Source organism: Micrococcaceae bacterium Sec5.1 (assembly GCA_039636795.1).
Classification (GTDB): Bacteria; Actinomycetota; Actinomycetes; order Actinomycetales; family Micrococcaceae; genus Arthrobacter.
This window is the reverse complement of the sequence record CP143430.1, coordinates 2173338-2200253: the sequence shown is the minus strand read 5'-3', so window position 1 is coordinate 2200253 and position 26916 is coordinate 2173338. Positions and strand designations below refer to the sequence as shown.

At 61.6% G+C, this 26916-nt stretch carries 21 protein-coding genes and 2 pseudogenes; 10 read left to right on the top strand and 13 right to left on the bottom strand.

All coding sequences use genetic code 11. The annotated features are described in order from the left end of the window. The first annotated feature begins 89 nt into the window (after nt 1-89). Nucleotides 90-284: a hypothetical protein gene (locus VUN82_10190; GenBank protein XAS74157.1), complete on the top strand. Its 195-nt coding sequence runs from the start codon at nt 90-92 to the stop codon at nt 282-284. On the opposite strand, the gene VUN82_10185 is transcribed toward VUN82_10190, so the two are convergent. Next, nucleotides 277-978, bottom strand: a complete 702-nt coding sequence (locus VUN82_10185) for a TetR/AcrR family transcriptional regulator (protein ID XAS74156.1) — start codon at nt 976-978, stop codon at nt 277-279. The genes VUN82_10190 and VUN82_10185 overlap by 8 nt on opposite strands. 1022 nt (nt 979-2000) lie before the next feature. Between VUN82_10185 and VUN82_10180 the strand changes: the two are divergent. Further along, nucleotides 2001-2259, top strand: a pseudogene (locus tag VUN82_10180) (hypothetical protein). Nucleotides 2260-2488: 229 nt separating this feature from the next. Here the strand turns inward: VUN82_10180 and VUN82_10175 are convergent. Further along, on the bottom strand, nt 2489-3991 hold the full coding sequence (locus VUN82_10175) for an IS1182 family transposase (GenBank protein XAS74155.1): 1503 nt from the start codon (nt 3989-3991) through the stop codon (nt 2489-2491). A 191-nt stretch (nt 3992-4182) separates the two neighbouring features. Here VUN82_10175 and VUN82_10170 point away from each other — a divergent pair, with 191 nt between their 5' ends. Continuing rightward, the gene (locus VUN82_10170) at nt 4183-5790 is read left to right on the top strand and encodes a hypothetical protein (protein ID XAS74154.1); all 1608 of its coding nucleotides are present in this window, start codon (nt 4183-4185) and stop codon (nt 5788-5790) included. Nucleotides 5791-5859: 69 nt separating this feature from the next. On the opposite strand, the gene VUN82_10165 is transcribed toward VUN82_10170, so the two are convergent. Together VUN82_10165 and VUN82_10160 are read right to left on the bottom strand one after the other, a co-directional pair. Beyond that, the gene (locus VUN82_10165) at nt 5860-6090 is read right to left on the bottom strand and encodes a CoA transferase (GenBank protein XAS74153.1); all 231 of its coding nucleotides are present in this window, start codon (nt 6088-6090) and stop codon (nt 5860-5862) included. A 76-nt stretch (nt 6091-6166) separates the two neighbouring features. Beyond that, nucleotides 6167-7330 (bottom strand): acyl-CoA dehydrogenase family protein, encoded by a 1164-nt coding sequence (locus VUN82_10160; protein ID XAS74152.1) that lies wholly within the window; start codon nt 7328-7330, stop codon nt 6167-6169. A 76-nt stretch (nt 7331-7406) separates the two neighbouring features. Between VUN82_10160 and VUN82_10155 the strand changes: the two genes are divergently transcribed. The 3 genes and pseudogenes from VUN82_10155 to VUN82_10145 all read left to right on the top strand — a co-directional run bounded on the left by VUN82_10155 (nt 7407) and on the right by VUN82_10145 (nt 10078). After that, on the top strand, nt 7407-7742 hold the full coding sequence (locus tag VUN82_10155) for an enoyl-CoA hydratase-related protein (GenBank protein XAS74151.1): 336 nt from the start codon (nt 7407-7409) through the stop codon (nt 7740-7742). Nucleotides 7743-8110: 368 nt separating this feature from the next. Next, nucleotides 8111-8584 (top strand): hypothetical protein, encoded by a 474-nt coding sequence (locus VUN82_10150; GenBank protein ID XAS74150.1) that lies wholly within the window; start codon nt 8111-8113, stop codon nt 8582-8584. Between the two features lie 430 nt (nt 8585-9014). Continuing rightward, a pseudogene (locus tag VUN82_10145) lies at nt 9015-10078 on the top strand (IS110 family transposase). A gap of 105 nt (nt 10079-10183) precedes the next feature. On the opposite strand, the gene VUN82_10140 reads toward VUN82_10145, so the two are convergent. The 6 genes from VUN82_10140 to VUN82_10115 form a co-directional block, all read right to left on the bottom strand. Then, on the bottom strand, nt 10184-11758 hold the full coding sequence (locus VUN82_10140; protein ID XAS74149.1) for an AMP-binding protein: 1575 nt from the start codon (nt 11756-11758) through the stop codon (nt 10184-10186). 140 nt (nt 11759-11898) lie between these two features. Then, nucleotides 11899-13716, bottom strand: coding sequence for an NAD(P)/FAD-dependent oxidoreductase (locus VUN82_10135; GenBank protein XAS74148.1), 1818 nt, complete (start codon nt 13714-13716; stop codon nt 11899-11901). Nucleotides 13717-14701: 985 nt separating this feature from the next. Continuing rightward, nucleotides 14702-15457, bottom strand: coding sequence for an SDR family oxidoreductase (locus tag VUN82_10130; protein XAS74147.1), 756 nt, complete (start codon nt 15455-15457; stop codon nt 14702-14704). An 11-nt stretch (nt 15458-15468) separates the two neighbouring features. Further along, complete coding sequence (locus tag VUN82_10125; protein ID XAS74146.1) at nt 15469-16380, bottom strand: TIGR03619 family F420-dependent LLM class oxidoreductase; 912 nt, start codon at nt 16378-16380, stop codon at nt 15469-15471. A 33-nt stretch (nt 16381-16413) separates the two neighbouring features. Next, nucleotides 16414-17319: an alpha/beta hydrolase gene (locus VUN82_10120; protein ID XAS74145.1), complete on the bottom strand. Its 906-nt coding sequence runs from the start codon at nt 17317-17319 to the stop codon at nt 16414-16416. Nucleotides 17320-17335: 16 nt separating this feature from the next. Next, the gene (locus VUN82_10115) at nt 17336-19213 is read right to left on the bottom strand and encodes an FAD-dependent oxidoreductase (GenBank protein ID XAS74144.1); all 1878 of its coding nucleotides are present in this window, start codon (nt 19211-19213) and stop codon (nt 17336-17338) included. Between the two features lie 447 nt (nt 19214-19660). Here VUN82_10115 and VUN82_10110 point away from each other — a divergent pair, with 447 nt between their 5' ends. From VUN82_10110 to VUN82_10100, 3 genes are all read left to right on the top strand, one after another. Next, nucleotides 19661-21004, top strand: coding sequence for an IS30 family transposase (locus VUN82_10110; protein ID XAS74143.1), 1344 nt, complete (start codon nt 19661-19663; stop codon nt 21002-21004). A 537-nt stretch (nt 21005-21541) separates the two neighbouring features. After that, the gene (locus tag VUN82_10105; protein XAS74142.1) at nt 21542-21766 is read left to right on the top strand and encodes a hypothetical protein; all 225 of its coding nucleotides are present in this window, start codon (nt 21542-21544) and stop codon (nt 21764-21766) included. A gap of 20 nt (nt 21767-21786) precedes the next feature. After that, nucleotides 21787-22392, top strand: coding sequence for a reverse transcriptase domain-containing protein (locus VUN82_10100; GenBank protein XAS74141.1), 606 nt, complete (start codon nt 21787-21789; stop codon nt 22390-22392). A gap of 522 nt (nt 22393-22914) precedes the next feature. Here the strand turns inward: VUN82_10100 and VUN82_10095 are convergent. Both VUN82_10095 and VUN82_10090 read right to left on the bottom strand, forming a co-directional pair. After that, complete coding sequence (locus VUN82_10095) at nt 22915-23955, bottom strand: hypothetical protein (GenBank protein ID XAS74140.1); 1041 nt, start codon at nt 23953-23955, stop codon at nt 22915-22917. Next, the gene (locus tag VUN82_10090; protein XAS74139.1) at nt 23955-25100 is read right to left on the bottom strand and encodes an acyl-CoA dehydrogenase family protein; all 1146 of its coding nucleotides are present in this window, start codon (nt 25098-25100) and stop codon (nt 23955-23957) included. Before VUN82_10090 ends, VUN82_10095 begins: the two co-directional genes overlap by 1 nt. A 151-nt stretch (nt 25101-25251) precedes the next feature. On the opposite strand from VUN82_10090, the gene VUN82_10085 reads away from it, so the two are divergent. Further along, nucleotides 25252-26001, top strand: a complete 750-nt coding sequence (locus VUN82_10085) for an enoyl-CoA hydratase-related protein (GenBank protein ID XAS74138.1) — start codon at nt 25252-25254, stop codon at nt 25999-26001. A gap of 52 nt (nt 26002-26053) precedes the next feature. Here the strand turns inward: VUN82_10085 and VUN82_10080 are convergent, their stop codons facing one another. Then, nucleotides 26054-26803: an enoyl-CoA hydratase-related protein gene (locus VUN82_10080; GenBank protein XAS74137.1), complete on the bottom strand. Its 750-nt coding sequence runs from the start codon at nt 26801-26803 to the stop codon at nt 26054-26056. Between the last annotated feature and the right edge of the window lie 113 nt (nt 26804-26916).

Genomic DNA, 26916 nt, shown 5'->3' with positions numbered 1-26916 from the left:
GCCTAACACCGGACTAACACCTCCGGGCGGTCACCCACGGCCCACAAAGGTTATTCACGGTCTGTGTACAGAGCGTGACCGGGAGTTGCTTGACGCCCTTGAGCGGGCAGGGCTACGGATCGACGAGTCTGAGAACGGGTTCCTGTGCGAAGCTTTACGAGCGCTTCGCCGGCTATTACTTCAATGTTGGCGCCTCTGACCTGATCATTTCCGGAGACATCCGGGTCCATCAGACCGAGGACGTACAGTCGTTTGTGCCCAGGCTTGACCCGGACCTCAGCTGACGGACCCCATCTCACTTAAAGCGTTCAGTGGACGCTTTGGTCGCGGCGCACTTGCCGGGGCAGGGCGATTCTGCCCGCGCCCAGGCGGGTCTTTATGTGTGGCCTTTGCCTGGGACAATACTAAGTCCACGAGTTCTTCAAGCAGGCCCTGGGTGGCAAGACTCGATTGTAGTACCGTTGCGGGAGCAGTGAGCGAGTGCACCAAAATCCCGCCGGAAAGAGCGTCCAGAATGGTTGTTACCCTAACGTGCATTGAAATCTCCCCGCGCTCCTGCCCGCGGCGGAGCATGGTGCGAGCCACCCTCATCTGCTCCTGCTGAAACTCCCAGTACTCTGTGAAACCGGGAATCGACTCGCCCTCAATGTAGATCCGCAGGAAAGCCCTCCCGTTGTCGCCCGCGTAGGTTTCGGCTAACTGTTCGGCCAAGCGAAGAAGGTCACGTCGCACATCTCCGGTGTCTGGGTCATCGACGAAACGCAGTTTGGTCTGAAGAGCTTCTTTGAGAAGTTCAGAAGCAGATCTCCAGCGCAGGTACACCGAGCCCTTGCCGACTCGCGCTACCTTCGCCACTTGTTCAATGCTGAAGCCCGCCCAACCGTGGTTTGCAAAGATCGCGACGGCGGCCGCCATCAGGCGATCATCGATTTCAGGGTCGCGTGGGCGGCCTCGTTTCGTCCCTGCCGAGTCAGCCATGGCACCTCGCTTTCTTCGTGACGGGTCTGCTGCCCCACCCAAGTTGCACGCCCCGCCAAGAATTATCGGGGCGAATTGATCTATAACGGCTGTATCACACTTCCGGGTCCGCCTTACTGGTTGCCTGGATATGGATATGGGTACAGTATACGTATCTTAATATCCTATGGGACCTGCACCAGTCGCTCGCTCTCTGCGCGCGAGACATGCGGCATCATGGTGTCAATGCTTGTCCGTTCCGCCCGCGAGAGTATCGCATTACGGTGGTCCGTCTCATCACTTACTGCCGGGAAAGTTTGGCAGGTGCGAAGTGTCCGCGACCCAGTGACTTCGTATCGGATCTGGCGCGTGAACCTACAGGCAAGCTCCTGAAGCAGAAGATCCGGTCCGAGTACATGAACTCACATACTGAGCACTCCACTGGGGGCTGACCCAACAGGCCCTTCATAGATGAGCGCTAGGGCGGTCCGAGGCTACCGGCGTGGCGTTGGCTGTCGTCGGTGTGGCGAGAAAGAAGTCGAGGCCTCTTTCAATTGGTAGCGATCAAGCAAACCAACGCCTAAAGAGACCCTGACATGAACAACTCCATGTCTTGTTCCGATGACCGTTGGTGCACGCGCACGGATGCCCCAGCGCGGAGTAGAGCGCATCCACGTCTGCTCGGCCACGGCAACCTGGAGCGGTTTGTTCTGGGCGTCGAGGACGGCGACGTGCATTGTTCGCCGGGCAACGGTGGCGGCACATGTTCTCACGCCTGAGTTCAGGCCTGGGTGTCCTGGTGAATCGGCCGGCGGCACTGCACCCGTCCGGTTTCCGCGCCGCCCGCCTTGGCTTGCTCGCCCGCCTTGCCAGGAACTGGGAACACGGCGTGGAAAACTGGTTCGGGAGGCCAAGGCGCTGCCGTTCGCGCTGGACCCTGCCCTAGTGGCCGTGTTTATCGCGGATCTACTGAGCGTCCGAGATCGGGCTATGGCGCTGCTGATGCTGTTGGGCGGAGCCTGCGCGCGTCAGAGGTACGGCTGTTGCACCGGATCCCAGTTAGCGCCCACACGGTCGCGGTCGGGCTGGCCTGCAGTGTTCTGGAGAACACCCGATGGTCACCTTCGAAAACGCCCAGTACTCCGCCCCATCCCACCTGCTCCGAGCCCGCCTGTTCGTGCCCAGCCACGGCACCGGACCGGCGAGCAGGTCATCATCGTCTACCACGGCGCCGCCGGGCCCGTCGAATTCGCCCGCCACGACCGGGCACGACCCGGCAGTCCAGCCATATGCGATGAACACTGCCTGCGACCCAAGGACCCGGGTTCCCTTCGACTACGAGCTAGGAGACTGCTGAATAAGGGGGTTGGTGGGGCGGGCGGAACGCCACCAATGGCCGTCTAGCGGCGTGTTCTGGTCAGCACCCTTGGGTGCGACAACGGGGTCGTTCCGCCCGCTTGCGTTCATTCTGCCTCGGATCTGGAGCGTCATCCAGCGATTTTTTACGGATGGGTCAGGTCCTGCCGGTGGATTATCGCAGCGCCCATGCTCCTTGGTTCTCTGTGAGTCCGAGGGCGAGGAGGCGTCGGAGGTTCAGTCCGGCGATCCGCAGTTGGAGCCAGGCGATGGACCGCTCGACCATGGGCCGGTGCCTGCGGTAAGCGTCCCGGAAGGCCGGGTCCGCGGCGCGTTGACGGTGCTCGCGCTGCAACGCGTCGTGTTCGTGAAGTTCTATTTGGCGTCCCCGGGCTGCGCTGGTGCACCGGTGCCGGAGTGGGCAGTCGGTGCAGGCGGCACCGAACGTGACCCGCCGTTTGGCGGTGATGGTTCTGGTGAGACCGTTCGGGCAGGTCACGGTGCCGGCTGCTTCATCGACGGTGAAATCATCGAGGGTGAACCCGCCTTCAACTGCCGGGCGCAGCGGCCAGGGTTTGATCACCGGGGTATGGCCGGTGCCGGCTAGAGCGGCGAGCATCTCCCCGGAACCGTAGGCCGAGTCGGCCAGGACGTCCACGCTGGCGCCGGCGATCGTGGGATCCGCGCCGATCAGGCGGGCACCGACGGCTCCGTCGCTGTTCTCCGGTCCGGAAGCCTTGGTCAGCTCACCGGCGGTGACCAGCCCAGTATCGGGCTCGATGACAATATGAGCCTTGAACCCGTCCTGCTGGCGGGACTGGGTCTTGTGCGCGTGCCGGGTGTCCGGATCCACGGTGGAGATCACCCGGTCCGGTGCGACCTTCCGGGCGATACGCCACCGCCCGTCCGTGCCGTCCGAATCCTCGGCCGGTTCCACGTCCTGCCCCGCGACCAGTGCCAGCAGCGCGTACGCATCGGCGGCTTTGCCGTCCAAGGCCTCGGGATCGACCGCGGCCAACAGCGCCAGCGCGTCGGTGACAAGCGCCGAAACCAGGCCGTCCCGGGCAGCCGGGTCATCCCACGCGATATCCGGTTTGCCGGTTCGCGTGCAGTCATACCCGTTTGCGTGGGCGGCCAGCAGGTCCTGACCGGCAGGGACGTCACGGCCGAAGCGGCGGATCCCGGCGATCAGCTGCGTGATGGTGTCCTGCCTCGCGACCGCGTCGTCCAGGACTGTTGAATCCGCAGCCCGCCGGCGCTTGCCCTTCAGGATTCCGGTTTCCGCCACGACCTCGGCGATGGCCTCCATGATCCGGTGCGGGTTCCCCGACCCGGCCAGGCGCCGCCGCCAGTACGTCAGCGTGCTCGGGTGGAACGCGGTATCCGTCAGCCCGTATCCGCACGCGGCTTTCCAACGCAGATCGTACCTCAAGGCCTCGGCCGTTTCCCGGTCAGAGAGCCCCTGCAACGCCTGCAACACCAGCACCGAGCCGATCACCGGCGCCGGAACCGACGGCCGGCCGCGCCGCGACGGAAAGAGATCCTCCATCATCGAATCCGGAAACAACCGCCCCCGATGCCTGGCCAGAAAAGCAAAGACGCTGCCCGGAGCCAACAACTCTCCGGCCAGCGCCTCCACATCCAAATACCCGCGTTGCGCGTCCTCGCGTCCCTGCATAAGACCAGTCTTAACCACCAGGCCCACCAGTCCAGCCGACGCGCCCCACAACCGCCGATTAGTTCAGCAGTCTCCCAGTGAGGCTTCGCCTCTGACCGCCGAGGTGGGCGGTTGGCTGCCGCTGATGACGCCCGGTCCGTCGCGGTGCATTCTGGTGGTGTCGGGGGTGATTGAGGAATGTGGTGATTGTGGTGGTGAATGTCAATGAGGTTCTCGAAGGCCACGTGGCTCTGGATATTCAGTGCCTGGACCGCATTTATCTCAACGGCTACGTCCCTAGCCTGCAGGTCAGCGGCCAGGTCGTCTCTTTCATGACCAGGCATCTGGGCTATCGGATCCCTTCTCCGGCGATCCTTGAAAAGATCGGGACAGCCTTTCGCCGCTCGGTGACTTCCTTCGCCGAGGCGAATCACATCCCGTTGATCCGGTTCGCCAAAGAGGACCGGAAGATCGATGTGATGCGCCGCTATATGCTCGCGCAGGAAAGGCTTGGCCGCTCCGGGGTCGTCGCGATCGGGGTGGCCCAGGAGTACCAGAATGTCTTTGCCTCCACCCAGCGCCAAGGCACGAACGGAATCCCGTGCTTTGGCTTCCGTAAGGCAGACCGGCGGGTGACGTGCTTCTACTTTTATCTCTGGGATACAGATTTCGGTCCGGCGTTCATCAAGATCTGCGCGTACTTCCCGTATCCGGTCAAGGTCTGGATCAACGGGCATGAATGGGCCAAACGCCAGGCCGTGCAGGCCGGGATCGAATTCACGGCGCTCTCCAACGGGTTCGCCAGCTGCCAGGATCCAACGGCACTGCAGGAGATCTGTGACCGTCTCGGCCCGGGCCTCATCGAAGTCTTCTTCCAACGCTGGCTCGCGGTGCTCCCGTTGCCGCTGACCGATCACGATGCGGACGCCGGGTACTGGTGGGAGCTGTCCGTGCGCCAAGTCGAGATCTCCCGCACCCTGGTCTTTGACGCGCCCCGCCGCGCCCGGGCCTTCTTCGAGGCTCTCGTGGCGGACAATCTCGATATCGGCCGGCCCGACAGCGTCGAACTGATCTTCACCGGGCATGCGCCCCACAGCCGACGCGGGCACCCGACCGACCCCGGACTCTGCAAGACAAAAATCGTCACCCGGGATACCGATGTCACCGTCAACGCGTTCTACAAACACTCCCGCGTCAAGCAATACCTCAAGGACGGCCGTGCCCTCCGCATCGAAACCGTCGTGAACTCGCCCGATGACCTACGCTGCCACCGCCGACTGGAACATCTCGGTGAACTGCAGACCAAAGCCCGTGACATCAACAGCAGGCTGCTCGATACTGAACGTGTCGGGCAGGGTTGTGTCCTTGCGAGCCCAGCCTTTGAGCGGGTCGCGCTCCCCACGCTTGCCGCGGACGGGAAGAGGGCTCCGGCCTTGCGGTTCGGTGACCCCCGGGTCATGGCCCTGCTCGGCGCTTTGTGCGTCAACCTCACCGCCCTCGGATTCACCCACCGGAGCCTTCGTGCCCGGGTGAACCATCTGCTGGGCACCGGATACAGCGCCAATCAAATGAGCTACGACCTCGGGCGCCTGCACCGCAACGGACTCATCAAACGCCGGCCGCACAGCAACACCTACAGCATGACCGCCGACGGGCTGCGTGTCGCCCTGTTCTACACCAAGGTCCACAACCGACTCCTGCGCCCCCTCCTGGCCGCCGACGAAGCCCCGGCCCCGCCACCACTGCGCCAGGCCCTGGCAACCATCGACCACCACCTCAACAACTACATCGAGGACGCCCGAATGAAAAACGCTGCCTAAAACTCAACACAAACATCAAAGTTCTGACCACCAAGGAACGCTAGGGCCCGACGCGCATCCGGGCGTAAATCAGTCAATTCGGCAGGGTCGATACCCAGCCGCTCGGCATCTCCGGTCGAAACCCTCGAGCAGCACGTCCGCGTGACGTGCAAGCTCACGAACCGCTCGGACGTCCTCTGCATCCTTGAGGTTGGCACTGGTCACCCTCCTGCCGCCAAGCGCTGGGTCTCTTGGAGCGTCGTCTGTATCCGTTGCCGGCCTAATCCCTATTACTTCAGCTCCCACATCCGCCAATATCATTGCGGCGTGAGGACCGGGCCCATGCTAGCAAGTTCAAGCACCTGTAGGCCCGCCAGAGGGCCACTCCATGTGCCTTTCACAGTCGTCCAATCAGGTCGCGAGCCACAACCTCCTTCATGATCTCTGTGGTTCCCGCGTAGATGGTCTCGACGCGGGAGTCGATGAACCCTCGCCCAATCGGATACTCAAGCATGTAACCGTAGCCGCCATGCAACTGCACACCTCTGTCGGCCACCTTGTTCCGCAACTCCGTGCACCACCACTTCGCCATGGCGGCGCGGGCCTCGGTCAAACGCCCCGAGAGACTCAGCTCTACGCAATTGTCAACGAAGACCCGCGCGATCGAAACTTCCGTCGACAATTCACTGAGCACGAACCGTGTGTTTTGCAGAGCCGCAAGCGGTGCACCGAAAGCGTGGCGCTGCTTGCAATACTCAAGTGTCCATTCCAGATATTGTTCGGCGTGATTCACAGCACCGAGCGCAGTTGCCAGGCGTTCATTGACGAGGAAGCGACGAAGGTGACGAAATCCCTGTCCCTCCGTGCCAAGGAGGTTTCCAAACGGAACCCGGACATCAGTGAAACTGAGCTCAGCGGTGTCCTGGGCGTGGAGACCAACCTTGTCCAAGTTTCGACCGCGTTCGAATCCTTCCATACCCCTCTCCACGACCAGCAAACTGAACTCACGGTCCGATGTACCGTCCGCACGTCGAGCGGCGACGACCAGTAAATCGGCGTGGATACCGTTGGAAACAAAGGTCTTCGAACCATTGAGCACGAAATCTTCGCCATTGCGTCGGTAGGAACTCTTGATCGCGGACATGTCAGAACCGGTTCCTGGCTCAGTTATCGCCACTCCAAGTACTACTTCACCGGCACAGACACCAGGAAGCCACTTTGCATGCTGCTCCTGGGTCCCCAGTTCCAGCAGATAAGGCAGCACCACCTCGTTCTGCATGGAGACCGCAACAGCGACTGAAGCGTGTCCACATTTTGCGAGCTCTTCCTGAACGATCATGGCGAAGCGTGGGTCGTCTACGCCGCCGCCGCCGAACTCTTCAGGCACCGACATTCCGAGAATTCCCGCTCGCCCGGCGTCCAGCCAGAAGCTCCTGTCTATGATTCCAGCCGATTCCCACGCCTCGGCGTTTGGATCCACCGTCTTGGCGACGAACGCTTGGACTACCTCCCTGAAGTCCTCATGATCCTGGGAGTAGATTGATCGAAAAATCGCAGACATTGAACATCCCATCGAAGCTATTTATGGACTTACATCGTCTCGTAATACTACCCGGTTTTCGAGGAGTAAGCATGGGATGCTGAACACCGCGGTCATCGACCTTGTTCTCGTGATGACGATGAATCGCCCAGGCCAACGCGACACAATCAATCGCGAACTCGTCGACGAGCTCCTCGCGGCACACGTAAGACTCGATGAAGATCGGGGCCTCCATGTCGGGGTACTCGCAACAGAGGGATCCAACTTTTGTGCGGGCATGGACCGCACGGTCCTGGCTGGCAAGATAGATATCGGCGGTTCCACTCCCGTGGACGTGACCCATATTGCCACTGACCCCAGGCGTCATTCGTCGACTTGTCCCTCCGTCGGGGCGGTCCGGTCGGCGCGCGTCCGGCCCACCTCGTTAGCTTGATCAGAACATTGCCCACCCCTTGCGGGGTGTGCCCATCACAGTGATGTCCTTTTGGTGACCTCTACCCGGACTGGTGCCGGCCGTTGACGGCCATGACGACATCCGTGAAGAGGAAGGTACGAATGATCTATCGTCGCGCACGCACATCCATTGGTCATGTATGTCGACACGCACACCCGAAACCCTGTCTATGCCATCCTCGACGCGACCAACCGCGCACTACTGGATACGCAGTCATTCCCCACCGCCGCCAGCCGGAATCAACCGGGCCATCAAGTGCTGCACGCCGCCCCAACGCTGAGGCAGGGGCGACCCGCGGATTCCCAGTCGCCGAGGCGCCGCGCACAGATGCCAAGAAGGGCCGTGGCGTGGGCAAGTCCGATGCCTTGTTCGCCCACCGGATCGCCTTGGCCGTGGCGCCCCTGTCCGTGGACAAGCTGGGCCGACCCATGCCTTATGACGGAGTCCGCCAGGGCGTGCCGATCCTTGTCACGGCGCGGGGATCCATGAGCAAAGGACCGGACACGGTCGGTACGCGCTCAAAGCACTGGTGCCTGGCAACGACTTGGGCATTGACCCCCGCCAGAAGCTCAGACGCCCAGATCACGGAAGTCTCAAAGTGGCGTTCCCGGGAGGAAGAGCTTTCCCTCCCCATCGCCCGTGTCGAGACCCCGCGGCTGGCCAAACATGTACTAGCGCTCGGTGAGCAACTCACGGCCGACGAGAACCAGCTGGCCGATCTGGTGAAGGTCAGCGAGGTCTCGCCGTTACTGGACGTGAGGGGGTTCAGGGCCAACAGCGCTGCAAAGTGCCTCGCCGCATGGTCGCCATCGTCAGGATGACTCGTGGCGGCGAAACCGCCAGTACGTGGAAAAGCGATGTGTCGGAAATTCGTCGTGGTAACAAACGCTATCTGGCCCGTCGCATCTACCGCACGCTCAGCGCGGCACGGTAGATGCGACGAACGCGGCTTGACAGACTGTGAGTCTTTACATGGCTGGTCCGGGACCGGCTGACAGGTTTGTATTGGTCGCCTCGCCGCGGTTGTGGCTCATGACAGAACTGGCCCCCTTGGGTGCCTTGCCTATGAACTGTCCGACCGTGGTGGGCGGCCGGCGCCAGCCCGGCCCACCTCCGTGGCCTGATAAGAAGCCTGCCCGACCCCCAGGGATCGTGGCCCATCACAGTTCTGCCTCGAAGTGACCTCTCCCGGGCACGGCGCCGGTCCGCAGCGACCGGGAACGCTGTCGCATGGAAAGGAACCGTGATCGCATGAGCACCACTGTCGCCCACACGCATTCATTCGTCATCGGCGTGGACACCCACGCCAGGACCCACACCTACGCGGTGCTGACCTCCAACGGCGAGCACCTGGGAACCGAGGCCTTCCCCAACACCCATACCGGCAGGACCCGCGCGCTCGCCTGGGCGGCACGCCGCACTGGCGGAGACCTCGGCGCCCTGTGGGTCATCGAGGGCATCGGCAGCTGCGGAGCTCAGCTCGCCCGCCAGACCGGACTTGCCGGCTACCGGGCGGTCGAAGCAGCCCGGATGGGCAGGGCAGGGCGCCGCGGCATCGGCAAGTCCGACCCGATCGATGCCCGGCGCATCGCCGCAGCCGTGCTGCCCCTCGAGGATGAGCCGCTGCGCACCCCGCGGATGGATGAAGTGATCCGGGCGGCAGCCCAGATCCTCCTCACCGCCCGGGATGAGCTCACCCAGGAACGGACCAAGGCCGTGAACGCCCTGACCGCCCTCGTGCGCATCGCCGACCTCGGCATCGACGCACGGCATCCCCTCGGCGCCAGGAAGATCGGGGAGATCTCCCGCTGGCGCCCGCGGGAGGAGGACCTAGCCGCCGCGACCGCCCGCACGTCCGGCTGGCCAAGAGGATCCTCGCCCTTGACGCCGAGATCACGGACAACACGAACCGGACGGGCGAGCTCGTCGAGGCCAGCCCCGCTGCGGCCCTGATCGAAGAGACCGGGATCGGGCCGGTCACCGCAGCCACCGTCCTGGTCGCCTGGTCCCATCCCGGACGAGTCAGGGACGAGGCCGCGTTCGCCGCTCTCGCCGGAGTGAACCCCGTCCCGGCTTCCTCTGGTAACACCACTCGGCACCGGCTCAACCGCGGCGGCGACAGGCGCCTCAACCGCGCACTGAACGTCATCGCCATGGTCAGGATGGTCCACCACCCCCAAACCCGCGCTTACGCCGACAGGCGCCGCGCAGAAGGCAAGACCGACCGAGAGATCCGCCGCTCCATCAAGCGCTACCTCGCCCGACACCTCTTCCGCCACCTCAACACGGCCGCCAGCAGCGAAATTGGGGGTTGACGAGATATAGAAGCTTCATAGAAGAGCCGACCGCTAAACTGGCCTCAGAATCATCTTTGGTCGCTTAAACACCCCGCCTGGCTTCACCCCCATGAAAACCCAGGGCTAGCCGCCGACAAACGCCTTCTGCAATCCATCCCACGTTGCTGGTCCCCGCCCGCGATCCCGTAGCTCTACCTTTTGGATCTTCATCGTCGGGGTGTGCGGGAGTTCCGTAACGAACTCTACGAAACGAGGCAAGGCGAACCCTGGGATTTTATTGCGCATGAAGTCCAGCAGTTCCTCAGGGGCGAGATCGGACTCATCCTCCGGCACGGCGAAGATCATCACCTCATCTTCGGAGAATTCCGAAGGCACCGCGATGACAGCGCAACTCTGAATCAGAGGGTGTTGAAGGGCGACTGCCTCCACTTCGGCCGAAGAGATGTTCTCACCGCGCCGACGCAGGGAGTCTTTGAGCCGATCCACGAAGTAGTAGTAGCCGTCTTCGTCGCGGCGAAAGAGATCCCCCGTCTTAAACCATCCGTCAGGAGTCCACGCATCCTGCGTGGCTTCTGGATTGTTGATGTATCCAAGATTCAGGGAAGATCGATCACCACCCACTTGCAGTTCGCCGACCTCACCGATGTCACTGATCGCTCCACCGTCCTTGACAATCCTGACGGGGAATCCGCTTTCCTTGCCCACCGATTGGTGGGTGCGGACGGTGACGGTCTCGCCAGGCGGGGTCATAAAGACATTGACAATTTCCGACATTCCGTAGGTGGCTACTACCCGATCAATCCCAAATCTTGCGGCGAAGTTCTCAATATTCACTGCCAGCGGCCCGCCGGTGCATACGCGAAGCGGATTGTCGGCGTCGTCTTCCCGCTCCGGTGAATTCATGAGAAAGCTCACCATCGCGCCGATCACCAGAGTGTCAGTACATCCAAAGTCCCGTATGTCATCGAGCCAGGTGGATGTTCTGAAGCGTTCGCGAGAGACCATTGCCGTACCGCGATTTGCGGCGCGGTAAATCGGTCCTCGTGCAGACCAATGGAAGGGGGGAAATGGGTTGTAATACACGCCGGTTGCGTCAGGGTCCATATTCTCGCCAAGTCTGACGGTGCCGAGGCATCTGCCCCATGGCACGATAACTCCCTTGGAGCGGCCAGTGGTTCCAGAAGTAAGAATGATGCATGCCGGGTCGTCCAGACGGCCGTCAACGGAGGGAGCTTCATTGTTCGAGTCTGCGAGCAGATCGTCGACGCGCATAAATCCCGTGAGAGCAGAATCGGCCGTGGTGAGCACGCGGAGGCCGAGTTCGCGCACGATCGGCTCCCACGACTCAGCAAATCTCTTGTCAATCACGGCAAGTTTTGGCCTAGTCGTTTCGAGTGCCCTTAGGAGCCAGTCACCCGTGAATGCGTGGTTGATTGGTGCCTCGATGGCTCCGATTTCCGCCGTTCCGGTCCACGAGATCGCTGCCTCATCCCCTGCGGCAAGCATCGTGGCCACTACATCGCCCTTGCGGACCCCAAGTCGATGCAACATGCTCGCCCACGCCCGCGACCTACTATAGAGGGTTTCCCACGTCAGTGTTTTCCGTCCCTCGATAACGGTCAGGGCTACCTCGTCGGCGTGGGTTTCGGCCCTCTGGCACGCCAACGCGGGCAGGGAGACTAATTCTCGAAGATGCACGGATTAATTCCTTTCGATCTTGTGGCATTCAACCCGCACGTCACTTCCGGCGACTCCGTAATGGAACTGGACGGGGCATGATGCGGACCTCCGCTGGGCCTGGTGTGTTTTTGTCGACGGACCTGGCCGCAGCTATCCCCTCACCCATGTGTGCCGCCATTGGCAGCGATGTATCCGTTGCGGTTCTCAGGTACATATCCCAGGAGTGCACCCTTGATCATTGCGGCCATGTGAGGGGAAAGCTGGCGCCCAGAGGCCAAGCCGCTTGACGTGAACCAGAGCCCTGATTGAGCCGTCGGTTTGTAAGTGTTGCGCAACTCGCCGACTTCATCAAAGCCACCGATGTCGCCGACCTTATTCGCAATTTCTGTACCGAAAAGCGTTTCCGTCTCGAGCCGTTGATTCAGGTAACCGGTGGCCAGGACGACGGTATCGAACTCTTCGATCTTCCCATCAGCGAAAGCGACCCCTTCCGGCACAAACGACTGTACGTCCTGGGTCTGGTGGACCCGGATGTCCCCGGAAATGATCAGGTCAGAGGCGCCAACATTGAAGTAATAGCCGGCGAAGCGCTCGTAAAGCTTCCACAGGAACCCGTTCTCAGGCTCGTCGATCCGTAGCCCTGCCCGCTCCAGGGCGTCAAGCAACTCCCGGTCACGCTCTGTACACACTTTTCCGATTTGACGCGACGCATCCTTCAGCAACGGATGGATGAAACCCGCCATACTCATGAAGTCCGCTTCCTCGAGGGGCGTCCCGTCGAAGTAAGCAGGCGGATAAACCAACTCAGTGGTCTCCAACTTCACAACTGTGACGGGATTTCGCTGCAGCATTGCGACTTTGGCGCCATTAAGGTGCAGTTCGCGTGCTGTGTCATGGCCGCTCGTCCCCACGCCGACTACCAATACGCGTTTACCGGCGTGTTCCTCACCCGAACGGAACTTGGCCGTGTGGAAAATATCACCCCGGAAGGAGTCCAATCCAGGAAGTGTCGGGATGCGCGGCCTACCGCCCACGCCGCCCGTCGCCATAACGATGTGCCGAGGGCTCATTGTGCGTTCAGACCCATCCGAAAGTCGCAATGTCACACGCCAATGGCCTGCTGTCTCGTCATACTCGCCACCAATAAGCTCTGTGGAGTTCCAGTAATTTAGTTGCATCGCCTCGACATAGATTTCAAACCAGTCGGCAAGCAAGTCCTTCGGCAGGTACTCGGGGTAAGAATCGGGGAATGGAAGGCCAGGGAAGTGGCACATATCCGTCTTGTTGTGCAGTGCCAAGGACGCATACCTCGTACGCCAGTTATCGCCGACGCGTGGCAGGCGATCGACGACCAGGACGTCCACTCCCAGCTTTTGAAGATTGACCGCCGAGAACAGGCCGTGGTGCCCCCCACCGACGACAAGAACCTCAGGATCGTAATCGACGTAACTTGATCGGTTTCGGCGCACCTCGTGCCAACTGAGGCCCGACGTGCGGTCGAACCCCGCACCTTTGGGACGATTCCCCCGGCCATACTTCTCAGCTCCGGCAACGCTTTCGAGCCGAGTAAGGAGCACCCATGCCTTGAGGCCAAACTCGGTTTCCACGAGCCGAACAAGCCCAGAACCTATACCGGTATCGGTGGTGAATGAGAAATACGCCTCAACAACCTCCCGCCCCGAGCGAACGACTGGCACTGGCGCCGGTCGATTCGCCGCGAGCTCGAGATTAACGGGCTTAAGGCTGGCAACACTGGCCTCCATCAACTTCTTGATGGCGTCAAACCCGCTAACTGCACCCAGATCCCAAGTGAAGGCGCCCATGTCCCGCCAGTGCGAGTCCTCGACAAACAGTTCTGACAATCCCGCGAGGCTTTTTGAGTTGAGCACTTCGCTAAACGATGAAAGCCAGGTCCTCGCATCCACTGCCACCCGTGATTCATCACGTGTGCGCAGGGTCGAGTCGATAGTAGTCATTTCTTCTCCGAGTTCACTTGTCACGGGTCGGCCCCATGGATATTTGCTTGGGCAGGTAAAGAAAGCCGACGAACTCATCGCTGCCGAGCCCGACTAGCGGCCAAAATGTCCGAGCGTTTGTTCTTCTCACCCGGTCAGGTCAGTCAAGATAGTGACGCGTGCCGTATCGATTGTCAATAGATTCGACACTGTAAGGCCCCAGTCGAACGTCTTGAGAACACGCTCGACAGCGACAATACACTCGTCGATCATGCCTGCCATGACTTGCCGAACGGATTTGGACGAGTTCATGAGACCGGCTCCCTGTTCAACCCAACAGGTGCTGAGCCGCTGAGCGTTAGCGTGACCCGTAGCAGCCAATGTGTCAGCGAGTCTCAGGGGGTTCATTGACATAACCCCAAGACGGCGTCTTCATGACTCCCCTTCAGTTCGTTAAGTTCCCGAGCTTGGTGCTATTTGAGGCTATTCCTGATAGTTTATCTGTTACTGACGCTTGTCGTCAATATATTCGACGTGCAGCTTCCCCCGCCCTGCGCCAGGTGTATTACCCAAAATATGTTAATGACTTCGGCGTGACTCCCCTTCGGAGACGGAGTCCTCGTGGCGCGCCTCTTCGCTGGTCTGCCACTCTCAGTCACCCGCATCGACATCGGCCGTGTAGCACCCACCTGTGCAACGACCCTCCACCGACGTGTTCCTGCCCGTCAACGACCGCGAGTACTCGCTCCGGTGCTCACGCACGAGCCGGACTTCACGCTCACCCGGAGCGGCAGATCCCCGTAGGCATGACGCTGTGCTTCCAACACAAAACAGTGCAGCATCAACCTGTGGTGTTCAGTCGTGACTTCGTGCGGTCTGCGGCACGCGAGAAGTGAAGACCTCCGTTAGTGGAACGGACTCCCCCGCTCTCATCAGATTCAAGTTTCTCTATATGGACTAAGAGTCGGGGAAGGGCCGAGGTCGGGGTAACCCGTTCAGTGGCCGTTCAAATGTGGCGGCTGAGTCCGCCGTCTACGGAGATGGCCTGTCCGGTGAGGTACGACGACCGGGCGGAGGCAAGGAAGCAGATTACGTCTGCTGCTTCTTCTTTCCGACCGAATCGCCCGATCGGTAGATCGCTCTTCTTGATGAAGGCGTCGCGCGCTTCGTTGTCTGGGAACATCTTTGACAGTTGCTCGCTTTCGATCCGCCCGGGTGAAACGCAGTTCACTGTCACCCCGTATGGTGCAAGGTAGCGCGCGTAGCTTTTTGACCACAATTGCAGCGCAGCCAATGCGGACATCGCGGCTGACCGCACCGACGGCTCTAGCACGGTAGCCAGGTTGATGACTCGACCCTGCCCACTGGCTTTGATAAGCCCTTCGAAGGCTTCCGCCATCCAACGTTTCTGATGAAAGTTGAATACGAACTGCTTCTGCCAGACCTCCTCCGTCAGTACCGTGCCGGGCTGCTCGGCGGCGCCGGCATTGTTCACGAGGATGTCGAGGGCGCCGAACGTGTCTTCGACCTGAGTGCGTACCCGGCCAGCTGTTTCCGGGTCCATCAGGTCGGCAGGGAGCAGGAGTGGCTGCTCGCCGCCGGCCGCGATGATCTCAGAAGCGAGCGTTTCGAGTTCCTGTGATCGTCGGCCGAGAAGTGCGAGCCGCACTCCCTCGGCGGCGAGGACACGCGCGGTGGCCCTGCCTATGCCTGCCGTGGCGCCGGTGACGAGGGCGACTTTTCCGCTGATTTCGAGATCCATATCGTTCCTTACTAAACCGCGGCCGCGCCGCGGACGTGGGTGTTATTGCTGGCTGCTACGATCGGCCGCATCGTTGCGCCAAGGTCAGAGAGCGCCCCGAGCTTCTCACGCGTGCTGGCGGGGCCGCCGAGTTCGGGGCGCCAAGGACAGCTCACGACGATGTGTCCCACGCCGAGTTCGACCAGCTGAGCGATGATGGACTCATCCGGTGTCTTGATCATTGCGCAGTATTCAAAAGGAAGTTCATCGCGTCCGTTGGCCTTGCGAAGCTCGGTTATAGTCCGTATCTGCTCCCTGACCGCGTCGGGCTGGGGCGCGCAGATCCAGCCGTCGCCCCGCTTGGCTGCGCGCAGCATCGCTTTCGCGCCGTGGCCGCCGAAGTACAGCGGTATCGGAGTCGTTGGCGTGGGATTCATGCCCATCGCGTTGAAGGAATAGTGCTCGCCGTTGTGCGGCTGCTCGAGACCGCTCCATGCGCGCTGCATGATGTCGAGGGCCTCGTCGAATCGTGCGCCGCGCCCGTTCCAAGGCACTCCCAACTCGTCGAACTCCTCCTTCATCCAGCCGATGCCCACGCCGAACTCGAAGCGGTTGTTCGAGATTCCCGCCAGCGTGGCCGCAGCGTTGGCCGACACCAAAGGGTGGCGAAGAAGCAGAAGGTAGACCGAGGTCATGAAGTGCAGGTTTTGGGTCGAGCCGAGGATCGCGCCTGCGGTGGTCCAGAGGTTCAGCAGGGGCGCTTTGCTATCGATCGAGCGCGGCCCGTCGGTTGTCGGCTTGTACGGATAGTCGGATTCGATGTTGACGGGATGCAGGACGTGGTCCCCCATCGCGATTCCGAAGAACCCGCTGTCCTCCGTTGTCCGAGCGATGTCGATCAGCTCGTGAGGGGCGGTGTAGCTAAGCGAGAGTGAGAACTTCATCGTCCTTTTGTCCTTGTTTTCTGTGCGTGCGGTCTAGTTTATGCGGGCGTTCAGCCACGCCGCTGCAATTGAGAGCGACTCGTCCGCCTCAGGAAGATTCCCTGCGAAGAGTTGGAAGACGTGAGGCACTCCGTCCCAGGACTGGAGCTCGACATCTGCACCCGCAGCAACCGCTCGATCTCGAGCGCGCGTCGCGTCGTCGAAAAGGATCTCGGTGCTGCTCACGTGGATAAGCAGCGGCGCGATTCCGGAGAAGTCCATGTACAGCGGAGAGAGCCGCGGGTCATCGCGCGAAACATTGCCGGCGTAGTAGCTGCCGAACAGCTCGAGAGTTGCCTTCGTTGTCCATGGGTCTTTCGCAGCGAGACGATCCATGGAATCACTAGTGAGGGCGAGGTCCAGCCATGGCGAGAAAATCATGCCGCCAGCAGGCTGTTGCTTTCCGGCATCGCGAAGCGACGCCATGATCGCCAGGGCAAGACCGCCGCCAGCGCTGTCACCTGCGAGGATGATCTGATCGCCGCTCCATCCCATGTTCACAAGCCCGTCGTACGCCGCCTGTGCGTCCTCAATAGCAGCCGGGAAGGGATGCTCGGGAGCCCTGCGGAAATCAAGACCGTAGACCGGGGATGCGGTGTGGTGCGCGAGGTGGGACATCAGGCGTCCGTGACTGTCCAGCGAGCCCATTACGTACCCACCGCCGTGAAGATAGAGGATCACCCGGCCGGGTCTTGGCGAGTCGGGTTCATAGAGACGTGCCGGACGCCCGCCGAGCTCGGCGGGCGTGTGCGTCACGTCGTCTCGTACTGTCGCCCACATCCCAATGCCATCCGTCGCATTCCGACGCTCGTCTAGCGTCAACGACGGGCCAAGGCCAAGGACGCCGGCCTTGTAGTCCGCTATGGTCTGCTCAATTCCTAGTGCCTGAGGGCTAGGCATAGTTATGACCTCCTGATCACGATGTGTGGTGGCCGAACGCCGGTGTACCGGGATCGAATTGGGTGCCGCCGTTCCTGGCGATGTAGCGAAAGTGATTCGCTGTGACGTGACCGGTGAGCGCACCTTTGATCATGGCCGCCATGCTCGGCGCCAGCTGACGACCGGACGCCAGACCGCTTGAGGTGAACCACAACCCAGACTGCGCAGTGGGTTTATACGTGTTCCTCAACTCGCCGACCTCATCGAAGCCTCCAATGTCTCCGACCTTGTCTGCGATGTCGCGCCCGAACAACGACTCCGTCTCCACACGTTGGTTCTGATACCCGGTCGCCAGGATAACGGCGTCGAATTCCTGAACGGAGCCGTCGTCGAAAGTGAGCCCCTCGGGCACGAAGGTCGTCGCATTCTCGGCCTGCACGACCTTGATGTCGCCCGAGATGATCAGGTCGGAGGCGCCGACGTTGAAGTAGTAGCCGGCGAAGCTATCGTACACTTGCCACAGGAAGCCGTTCTCGGGGTACCGGATGCGCAGTCCGGCCGCTTCGAGTTTGTCGAGCATCGGCTGGTCGGCATCAGTGCACATCTGACCAAGCCGGCGAAGAGTATCCTTGAGTACCGGGTATGCCCAACCGGCCATGGTCATCAAATCTGCCACGTCCGTAGGTGTACCGTCGAAAAACGCTGGCGAGTAGACAAGATTTGTGGTCTTGAGATCCACGACTGTGACAGGGCTGCGCTGCAGCATCGTCACCTGGGCGCCGTTGAGGTGCAGCTCCCGAGCCGTGTCGTGCCCGCTCGTTCCCACCCCTACCACCAACACACGTTTGTCCGCGTAATCGCTGCCGACCGAGAACTCCTTCGTGTGAAGAACATCGCCGGCGAACGTGCTGAGACCGGTCAGATTAGGTCGGTCGGGGCGACCGCCGACACCTCCGGTCGCCATCACAATGTGCTTAGGACGCATCGTTCGCTCGGTGCCATCGGCAAACCGCAGGGTGGCGGTCCAACAGGCCTCCGTCTCGTCGTAGTCGCCGCTGACAAGCTCAGTTGCGCTCCAGTAGTTCAGCTGCATCGCTTTAACGTAGATCTCGATCCAGTCGGCGAGCAGATCCTTCGGAAGATACTGCGGATACGTCTCGGGGAAGGGTAGGCCGGGAAAGTGGACCATGTCTGTCTCGTTGTGCAGTGCCAGCGAGGAGTATCGCGTACGCCAGTTGTCACCGGCCCGTGCAAACCGGTCTACCACCAGGACATCGACGCCGAGGTTCTGTAAGGCGACCGCAGAGAAGAGACCATGGTGACCGCCGCCGACCACGATGACCTCGGGGTCACGGTCGGCGAAGCTTGCTCGCTCTTTCTGAAGGTCAACAAAGCTTTTGCCAGATGTACGATCGAATCCGGCGCCACGAGGTCGCTGCCGCTCAGCGCCGACGATCCCCACAAGCCGCGTGAGCAGCATCCGGGCTTTAAGCCCGTCCTCCGTCTCGGCGAGTTGCACCACCCCATCGCCGTAGCCCGCTGCCGTCCTAAAGGCGATGAAGGCCAGGATGACCTCACCGCCGGCTCGGAGAACTCGAGTCGGCGCCGGGCGCCGGGAAGCGAGCTCGAATCCAAACGGCTCAGTGTCGGGGACTGCTGTCCGCATAAGCTTCTCAATGCTGTCAAGTCCACTAACGTTACCCAGGTCCCAAGTGAAGGCACCCATATCCCGCCAATGCGAATCTGTCACGAACAGATCTGACAGCCTCGAGAATTCTCGCGTTCCCAGCACCTCCTCGAACGCGTCAAGCCATCCCCGCACTACATCGTCTACGGGCTGCAAGGCACTCACGGTCTCTGTCAAGGACGTCTTCATCATCATCTCCACCATTGGCGACTTCTTACGCTCCCTCATCGGCTCCCCACCGATAGGCGGTCACTTCGAGTGACACCGAGCCTGTTTGATATATTGACGCAATGAGTCCGAAATTGCAACAGGCGTAGCGTGCAGGTACGAACCCGAGGCTGGCCACGCGCCCTTCCAGCGCGATGTTTCGACTACCGAGGCATTGGGGGGGTGACCCTCGTGCGGCAGATGCGATCCGGGCGGGGTGTTAGCGGCCATGAAAAACTGCCCATAGGCGGCCACGAAAATGCCCCAGGGGGCGAGTTCTAGTCTCACAGTTGCAACACCCCCGAATAATCGGGAGTTGCACCACCCATGGAATCACCATCAAGAAATAGTCCTTCCATAAGGAAAAAATCGCCTTTAAGGGAAAAATCGGGGCTCGCTGCCCGGCCATCCGGCAAACGCCGCCAAGAGTCACACACCCGTGCCCAACGGGAGGAATTCCTTGCCGCCGTGACGCACTTGGGAACAGTTGCCGCCGCGGCCAAGGAGCTCGGCATCAACAGGAGCACCTGCCAGAAATGGGCGAATGCGGCCGGGATCCGACCACAACGGCAGTACACCCAAGCCGACAAGGACCAGTTCTATGCCGTCCTTGATCGGACTGGCAACATCATGGCGGCTGCCAGGGAACTGGGACTGAACGTCAGCACCACGAACAACTGGGCCGGCCGGATCAATCCCGCAGCCAGGAAGCCGCGGATAAAAGAAACCGGGAGAACCGGGCCGACGCAACGCCACCCTTCCGCGGTGGTTGAGGAATTCCTGGGACTGCTGAGAGAAGTCGGCTCCGTCAGTGTGGCTGCCAGGCAGCTCGGCCTGAATCCCTCCACCTGTTCCAACTGGGCCACTGATGCCGGCCTGGCCTCCATCCATCCGCGACGCCAATCAAAGAAACAGCTTCACTACCTACGCCTGCGCCACGACGGTGCCAGCCGAAGGGACGCTGCACTGACGGCCGGCGCCAGCAAGCAAAGCTCGTATCAATGGGACCGGCAACAGGCTGCCAAGGACACGGTCCCGGTTCGCGGTGATGCTCAGGATCTGCCGTATAAACAGGAAGTGATCACGACTTTTGCAGAACACTCAGCCCCCGTGGCGGCACCGGAGCTGACGGCAACTGCGCCGGAACCCTCGTCCGCTCTGGTGGCTTTGGAAGCCCTGGAACAGCCCATCAGCAGCCGTTACCTGTCCCTGCCGGAGCGGGAGAGGATCGCGGACCTGCTCGCCCAGGGCGACTCAATCCGGGCCATCGCCCGGGACCTGGGCAGGAACCCTGGCTCGATCAGCAGGGAGATCAAACGCAACAGCCACCCGGTGCTTGGCTACCGGCCCTACGGCGCCCACCGGGCCGCCACCGCGGCCCGGGCACGGCCCAAGGGCAGTAAGCTGGCAGAACCCGGGGAACTGCACGACTACGTAAAAGCCAAGCTCCTTCTACGCTGGTCCCCGCAACAGATTTCCCGCTCGCTCATCAAGGAATTCCCCGATGACGCCGTCATGCGCGTGAGCCCCGAAACGATCTACCAAGCCCTCTACTTCCAAGCCCGCGGCGGACTCAAACGCGAAGTCAAAGAGGCCCTGCGCACCGGACGGACCCGCCGCAAGAAGCAGAAAAGCCCCGAAGAACGCACCGGTCGTTTCCGGGACCCGATGATCAACATTTCCGAACGCCCCGCCGAGGTCCAGGACCGCGCCGTCCCGGGCCATTGGGAAGGGGATTTGGTGCGCCACAAGGCGCTGTTTTACCGAGCGGAGGTGGAAGACCTTCGCCTTTGTGCTGTCGCAGCAGCATGAGGAAGCTGGGGGCAGCCTGACCCGAGGAAACGCCGGGAAGGGTGGAAAGCAGCCCCGACAACGCCGGGACGGACCAATACTACCGAATGGGTCGGGTCCGGCAAGCAAGGCAGGAATGTGTACGAGAGGAACCAGTGCTAAAAGCCTCTCAAGTCTCCCGCCAGCTCAAATTCGGTGGATATGGGCTGGCCTGCCGTGCGCACCGCCCCCTCATTACGGGGCGGGAACTTGGATGCCGGTTAAGATCGTTGGCATTCGAGGCCACGGTGAAGGCCTGCGGCGTAGCCGTGGCGATACCGCAGGGGCATAGCTGGGCACCTAACCTGCCGATCGGTAATCAGTGAACGTGGGAACCATCGTGTGTCTCCCGGAGCAGGTCCCCAGCCAGGGGTGCTGGATCGGGTGGGCGTGTTGTCCGCCGACCGGCGCGCGATGGGGCGGAGGGGCCGTAGTAGTCCGAGCGGGGGAAAGCCTCGTACATGGCGAAGGGCCCCAGCGGATATGACGCAGTAGTTACTGCAAGGAACGGAGGCATTGGTGAATACCGGTGAACCGCGTTGGGCTGACCTCGATGAGGCAACCGTGCGGGTACGTGCGATGCAGACGAAACTGCACCACTGGGCGGTCAGTGACCCTGACCGTCTTTTCGACGATGTGTTCAACCTCGTCCATGACCGGGATTTCCTCACCGTTGCGTGGGGCCGGGTCAAAAGTAACAAGGGCGCCAGAACGGCCGGTGTTGACCGGCGGATTCCGGCCTGATCGGTGGAGGTGCCGAAAGCGTGGAGTTTCTGGACGAGGTCAGGGAGCTGTTGAAGTCCCGGGCGTTTGTCCCGTTGCCGGTGAGGGAACGCATGATCCCCAAACCCGGGAGCACGAAGCTCCGGCGGCTCGGTATCCCCACAGCAAGGGATCGGGTGGTTCAGGCCTCCTTGGCGCTGGTGTTGGAACCGATCTTCGAGGCGGATTTCAAACCGGTGAGTTACGGTTTCCGTCCCAAGCGTCGGGCGCAGGATGCGATTGCCGAAATTCATGCCATGGGCACCCGAAGGTATCACTGGGTGTTTGAGGCTCATATCCAGGCGTGTTTTGATGAGTTGAAGCACTCGGCAGTTATTGCCGAGGTGAGCAAGCGCGTCATTGACAGGCGCGTCCTGTCACCGACGCACGCCCTGATCGGATTATCGGCGTCGTCGGGTCGTTCGGGAGACTCCATCAGGAATCCCATCATCGCTCCGATCAGCATGGTATCGGTGCACTCGAACCCTCGAACGTCGTCGAGCCACGCGGAGGTCCGGAAGGATTCGCGGGTCACCAGGGAGGTCCCCGCACTGCCGCCCGATAGAGAGGTCCGCGCGCAGACCAGTCGAATGCCGGGAAAGGATTGAAGTGGTCCCGTCCGCGTCGGGGTCCATTGCTTCCGCAAGCTGCAGCGTGCCCGCACAACGGCCCCCGGAACGATAACGCCCTTCGAGTTCCCGGTCGTACCGGAGATAGAAACCGCGGCCGAGACTCGCCACCGATCAGGATGACTGGAACAGTCAGTTCACGCAACAACGGCTCCAAATCGGAACGAAGCGCTCGTCGATCACGATGGCGCTCGGCGCGATGGTCGTCGGTAAACGCCGAAGCCAATCGCCCTTAAACCCATGGTTGAGCGGCGACTCAATCGCTCCGATACCGGCCGCGCCGATCTACGACAGGGAGGCCTGGTCGCGGCGTGCGAGCGTCGTCGCCACGAGATAGCCCCTGCCGACACCTCGGCATGCCAGCATCGCGCCCCACGCGATCGATCGCATGTGCGGGTCGGACCATGTGTAGGCGACCTCGTTCTCCACTGGCGTGAGGGGGGATCAAGTCGCCCATTCGTCGCTGCTCAGTACGTGATGAGGCCGGGAAGCGATGCCGAATCACTTAATGTCATGATCTATCCCGTACTGAAATAGCGACATCGTCGTCGTGCCGATCACGTCTCCGTGCTGGTTCTGATAGACCTCGTACCGCGAGAGGAAGTATCCTCCGCCGAGTTTCGTTTCCCTGCGACCCGAGCAATTGAGTAGTTGCGCCGTCGAGTGGATGAGATCCCCCGGACGCACAGGTGCGCCGAAGTCGGCATGACGACGCTGGACGATGACCTCGCGGGCGTGAGGGGCACGCCATTCGAAGGGCCAGTTCGAATCCACCACGCTTGGCCAGGCTCCCTGATCGGGTGCGTCCACGTCGGGTAACGACGAATCGACGCCGAGCTGCGGCGCACGACTCAGGTTCCAAATCGACATTGAGGCCGCCGGGGCGATCACATCGACGCGTCTCGAGTCAAAGCTCTGGTATTGGGGATTCGCGTCGCGGACCATATCGCACCAGTAGCCGATCTGAGCCTCACTTACTGGGAAGGGCGCCTCACGGATGAATCGCTCGTCGAGCCGGTCTCGCAGCTCCTGTGGCATCTCGACGTCTAGCTCGACCTTCGGCGGGTAGACCGAAAGCACTCGCGGCGCGGGAGCCACGCCACCTACTGCCAGATCAAGAACAATGGGGGCCTTCGCGACCTTCCGTCCATCTTGGGTAGTGATCGTCACCTCGATCTCGGCGCTGTGCCGATCCGCGTCGGCCCACACCCGGGTCACCGTTCCCGCCACATGCGCGACGTCTCCCCGGCAGAGCTGATCCGACATAGTCAACGACATACTTGCCATCACGGCGTGAGGGCCGGCCCAGTCGGTGGCGCATCGGCTTAAGAGCGCCTGCAGGTAAGTCGTATTGACGAACGAATCGCGAATACCGAGGTTTTGGCAGAACCCGCCATTGTGGTGGTACGGCATGTAGTCGCGGGTCCCGGCAGCTGCTAGGGCCAGCGTCTTCGTGGTGATGGGCAGCAGAAATTCGGGGATCGTCTGACCCTCGTGTACGTCCGTCCAATCAACACCGGCAGTGGTGGCGAAAGCGGTCATCAGTACCCCTTCGGCATGCCCAGCATCTTTTGAGCAATCTGGCTCAGAACGATGCTGTTGTTGACCGGACCCAGCTCCGAGAGCTTCGCCTGCAGGAAGAAGGCGATGATGTCAGTATCCATGTCTGCAAAGCTGCCCCCGTAGACGTTCGCAGCCGCATTGGTCGCCTGGCTGACGGCCGTGCTGGCGAGGTACTTCGTCGTGCTAGCCTGGATGCCCACCGACTCGCCACGATCAAATGCGGCCGCGGTTTGGAACAGATAGGAGCGGGCGGCCTCGGTGTTCGCCTTGGCGGCCGCAAGCGGGTGATGGACGCCCTGGTAGGTCGCGATCGGAACGTCAAACGGGGCTCGGACCGACGCGTACTCCGATGCCTTCTTCAAAACGTAGTCCGCCGATCCGAGGTTCGTCGCCGCCACGATCATGCGCTCAGGGTTCAGGCAGTCGAACAACACGGAGAGTCCTTGTCCATCCGGGCCGAGCATGCTGTCCGCAGGCAACGTGACATCGTCGAAGACAATCGAGTATTGCTTCTCAGCCTTGTGGATCCCGATGTCCATGAGGGTCGCGGACACTCCGGGTGAGTCGGGGCGCATCAGGAAGACGCTGATGCCCTCGGTCCTGCGCTCCGGGTCATATGGACTGGTGCGGGCCACAACAAGGCACCAGTCCGACTCCATGAACCCCGTGATGAAGTACTTCGTGCCATTCAGACGGTAACTTCCGTCGTCCTGCTTCGTCGCCATGGTGCGGATCTTAAAGGTGTTCGAGCCGGCGTCAGCCTCGGTGATCGCGAAGGAGAATCGTGATTCTCCGGTGGCGGTCGCGGGGAGGATGGCATTGCGCTGCTCGTCCGTCCCATACTTCACTACGGGGATGCGCGACATGAAGTTCGGCGTGGCCGCCTGAAGATTCAGACCTTCCGATGCCTGCCAGTCTATGGCATGCAGGAGGTCGGTTAGGTCGCCCCCGATGCCGCCGTACTCCTCGGGAAGACCGATCCCCAGCAGGCCGGTGTCGGCCCACGCATCCCAGAGCTTCTGCGGAACCTCGTTAGCACGCCCCGCTTCTGCGACATGCTTTCGATCCACGCGCTTGATGATGCCATTGCAGATCTGCCGGATGTCTTCGTGGATTTCACTCACTGCTCATTCTCCTTTGAAAGCGCGAGCTCCGTTACGCGTATGAGACACAGATAAGCGTCACGAGCCGCTACACGTCCACGCTACTATGCGATGATCCATATTACTATGCGGTGGTCGTCACATATTACCTCACTCAACTGTTTGGAAGATTATGCCTATCACGACCACATCCCAAGGCTCTGCCCTCACCATCACCCTCGACCGCCCCGAACGTCGCAACGCGATGGATGCCGTGATGGCGGAGCAGTTGGAGCAGGCGCTTGATCAGCTTGAAAACGACCCGGAGCTTCGCGTCGGCATCCTCACCGGCGCGGCCGGACATTTCAGCGCGGGCACCGACCTCAGCCTCCCACGCAGCCCAGCAACGCAGCGCGGCGGGGAGTATGGCATTGTTCGCCGCCTTCGAGCCAAGCCGCTCATCGCGGCAGTGGAAGGGGTTGCCTTCGGCGGCGGCCTTGAGATCGTCCTCGCCTGCGAACTCATCGTGGTCGCGAGTGGAGCACGGCTCGCCCTTCCGGAGGCGCAGCGCGGCCTGGTCCCCACATGCGGCGGCATCTTCCGCATACTCGAGGCCCTCCCCGAGTCGGTGGCGATGGGAGTGTTGCTCGCAGGCGAGGAGATCGACGGCGCGACGGCCGGCCGCCTGGGGCTGGCGACCCGGGTTGGGGCCAACGGACATGCAGTTAGTCTTGCACTCGAACTGGCCGAGTCGGTTTGCCGTCGCCGGCATCCGTTTCGGCTCTCCTGGGTGCGATCGCACAGGTTCGCGCCGCAAGTTCCTCAGAGGGTTGGCGTGCCACCGCCGACGCGATCACCGAGATCGACGGTGGCGCAGACATGCAAGAGGGGATCACTGCGTTCTTCGAGCGGCGAGTTCCCGCCTGGCACCCTGATGCAATAGACGTTTGATGATGATCAATAGGAACGACTGTCCCCTTTTTGCCCCGTGGCAGTCAGTCGGTCTGCCATTGAGCGTGGCGACCTTCAACGAACGCCGCCGCCCCCTCATAGGCATCCGGCGCAGCACCTACGTCGCGCATGTACTGGCGCTGGACGTCCCAATACTCCGAGAACGATATCCCCTGGGCATGTTCGAGCAGGCGCTTGGAAGAGCGCACGGCTAAAGGCGAGTTCTCTGCTACACGAAGGGCGATTTCGATTGCGCGATCGCGCACCTTGATCTCGTCCTCGACCAGCACCGACACGAGTCCCGCGTCACGGGCCTGCTCGGCACCGATCGGCTCGCCTGTCAGGATCATGAGGTTCGCCAGCCCTTCGCCGACCTTGCGCGGGAGGCGATAGAGTCCGCCGGCACCTGCGATAAGACCGCGACTAACCTCAGGGAGTCCGAATGATGCCGAGCGGGACGCGACGACGACGTCGCACGCGAGAGCGATCTCGAGCCCCCCGGCGTAGGCCGGCCCGTTGACGGCGGCAATAAGGGGCTTTCTCGCCTCGCGCCGTACGAAACGGAACAGGCCTCGCGGTGGGCCGTCGGTGCCGAACTCTTTCAGGTCCATGCCCGCGCAGAACGTCGATCCGTTCGCCGCAATGACGCCGACGCGCAACGCTGGGTCCGAGTCGAGCCGCTCGACCGCGTCGAGCAAGAGTCGTCCGAGTTCGGCGTTCACGGCGTTGCGACGATCGGGCCGGTTAAAGGTCATCACAAGGCATCGATCGACGACTTCGAGCTCAAGAGCCACGGACATTGGCACTCCTTCTTCGGTTCTGGTAAAAATATACGCTATTCGTCAGTAATAATAGTCATGATGGTTGGTTGGTACCATACCGACCGCCGGAGGGCATCACCGCCCGG

Coding starts and splice junctions, on each gene's coding strand:
- VUN82_10185 (XAS74156.1), bottom strand. CDS start 978: ATGGCTGACTCGGCAGGGACGAAACGAGGCCGCCCACGCGACCCTGAA.
- VUN82_10175 (XAS74155.1), bottom strand. CDS start 3,991: ATGCAGGGACGCGAGGACGCGCAACGCGGGTATTTGGATGTGGAGGCG.
- VUN82_10165 (XAS74153.1), bottom strand. CDS start 6,090: ATGATATTGGCGGATGTGGGAGCTGAAGTAATAGGGATTAGGCCGGCA.
- VUN82_10160 (XAS74152.1), bottom strand. CDS start 7,330: ATGTCTGCGATTTTTCGATCAATCTACTCCCAGGATCATGAGGACTTC.
- VUN82_10155 (XAS74151.1), top strand. CDS start 7,407: ATGCTGAACACCGCGGTCATCGACCTTGTTCTCGTGATGACGATGAAT.
- VUN82_10135 (XAS74148.1), bottom strand. CDS start 13,716: ATGACTACTATCGACTCGACCCTGCGCACACGTGATGAATCACGGGTG.
- VUN82_10130 (XAS74147.1), bottom strand. CDS start 15,457: ATGGATCTCGAAATCAGCGGAAAAGTCGCCCTCGTCACCGGCGCCACG.
- VUN82_10125 (XAS74146.1), bottom strand. CDS start 16,380: ATGAAGTTCTCACTCTCGCTTAGCTACACCGCCCCTCACGAGCTGATC.
- VUN82_10120 (XAS74145.1), bottom strand. CDS start 17,319: ATGCCTAGCCCTCAGGCACTAGGAATTGAGCAGACCATAGCGGACTAC.
- VUN82_10115 (XAS74144.1), bottom strand. CDS start 19,213: ATGAGGGAGCGTAAGAAGTCGCCAATGGTGGAGATGATGATGAAGACG.
- VUN82_10095 (XAS74140.1), bottom strand. CDS start 23,955: ATGACCGCTTTCGCCACCACTGCCGGTGTTGATTGGACGGACGTACAC.
- VUN82_10085 (XAS74138.1), top strand. CDS start 25,252: ATGCCTATCACGACCACATCCCAAGGCTCTGCCCTCACCATCACCCTC.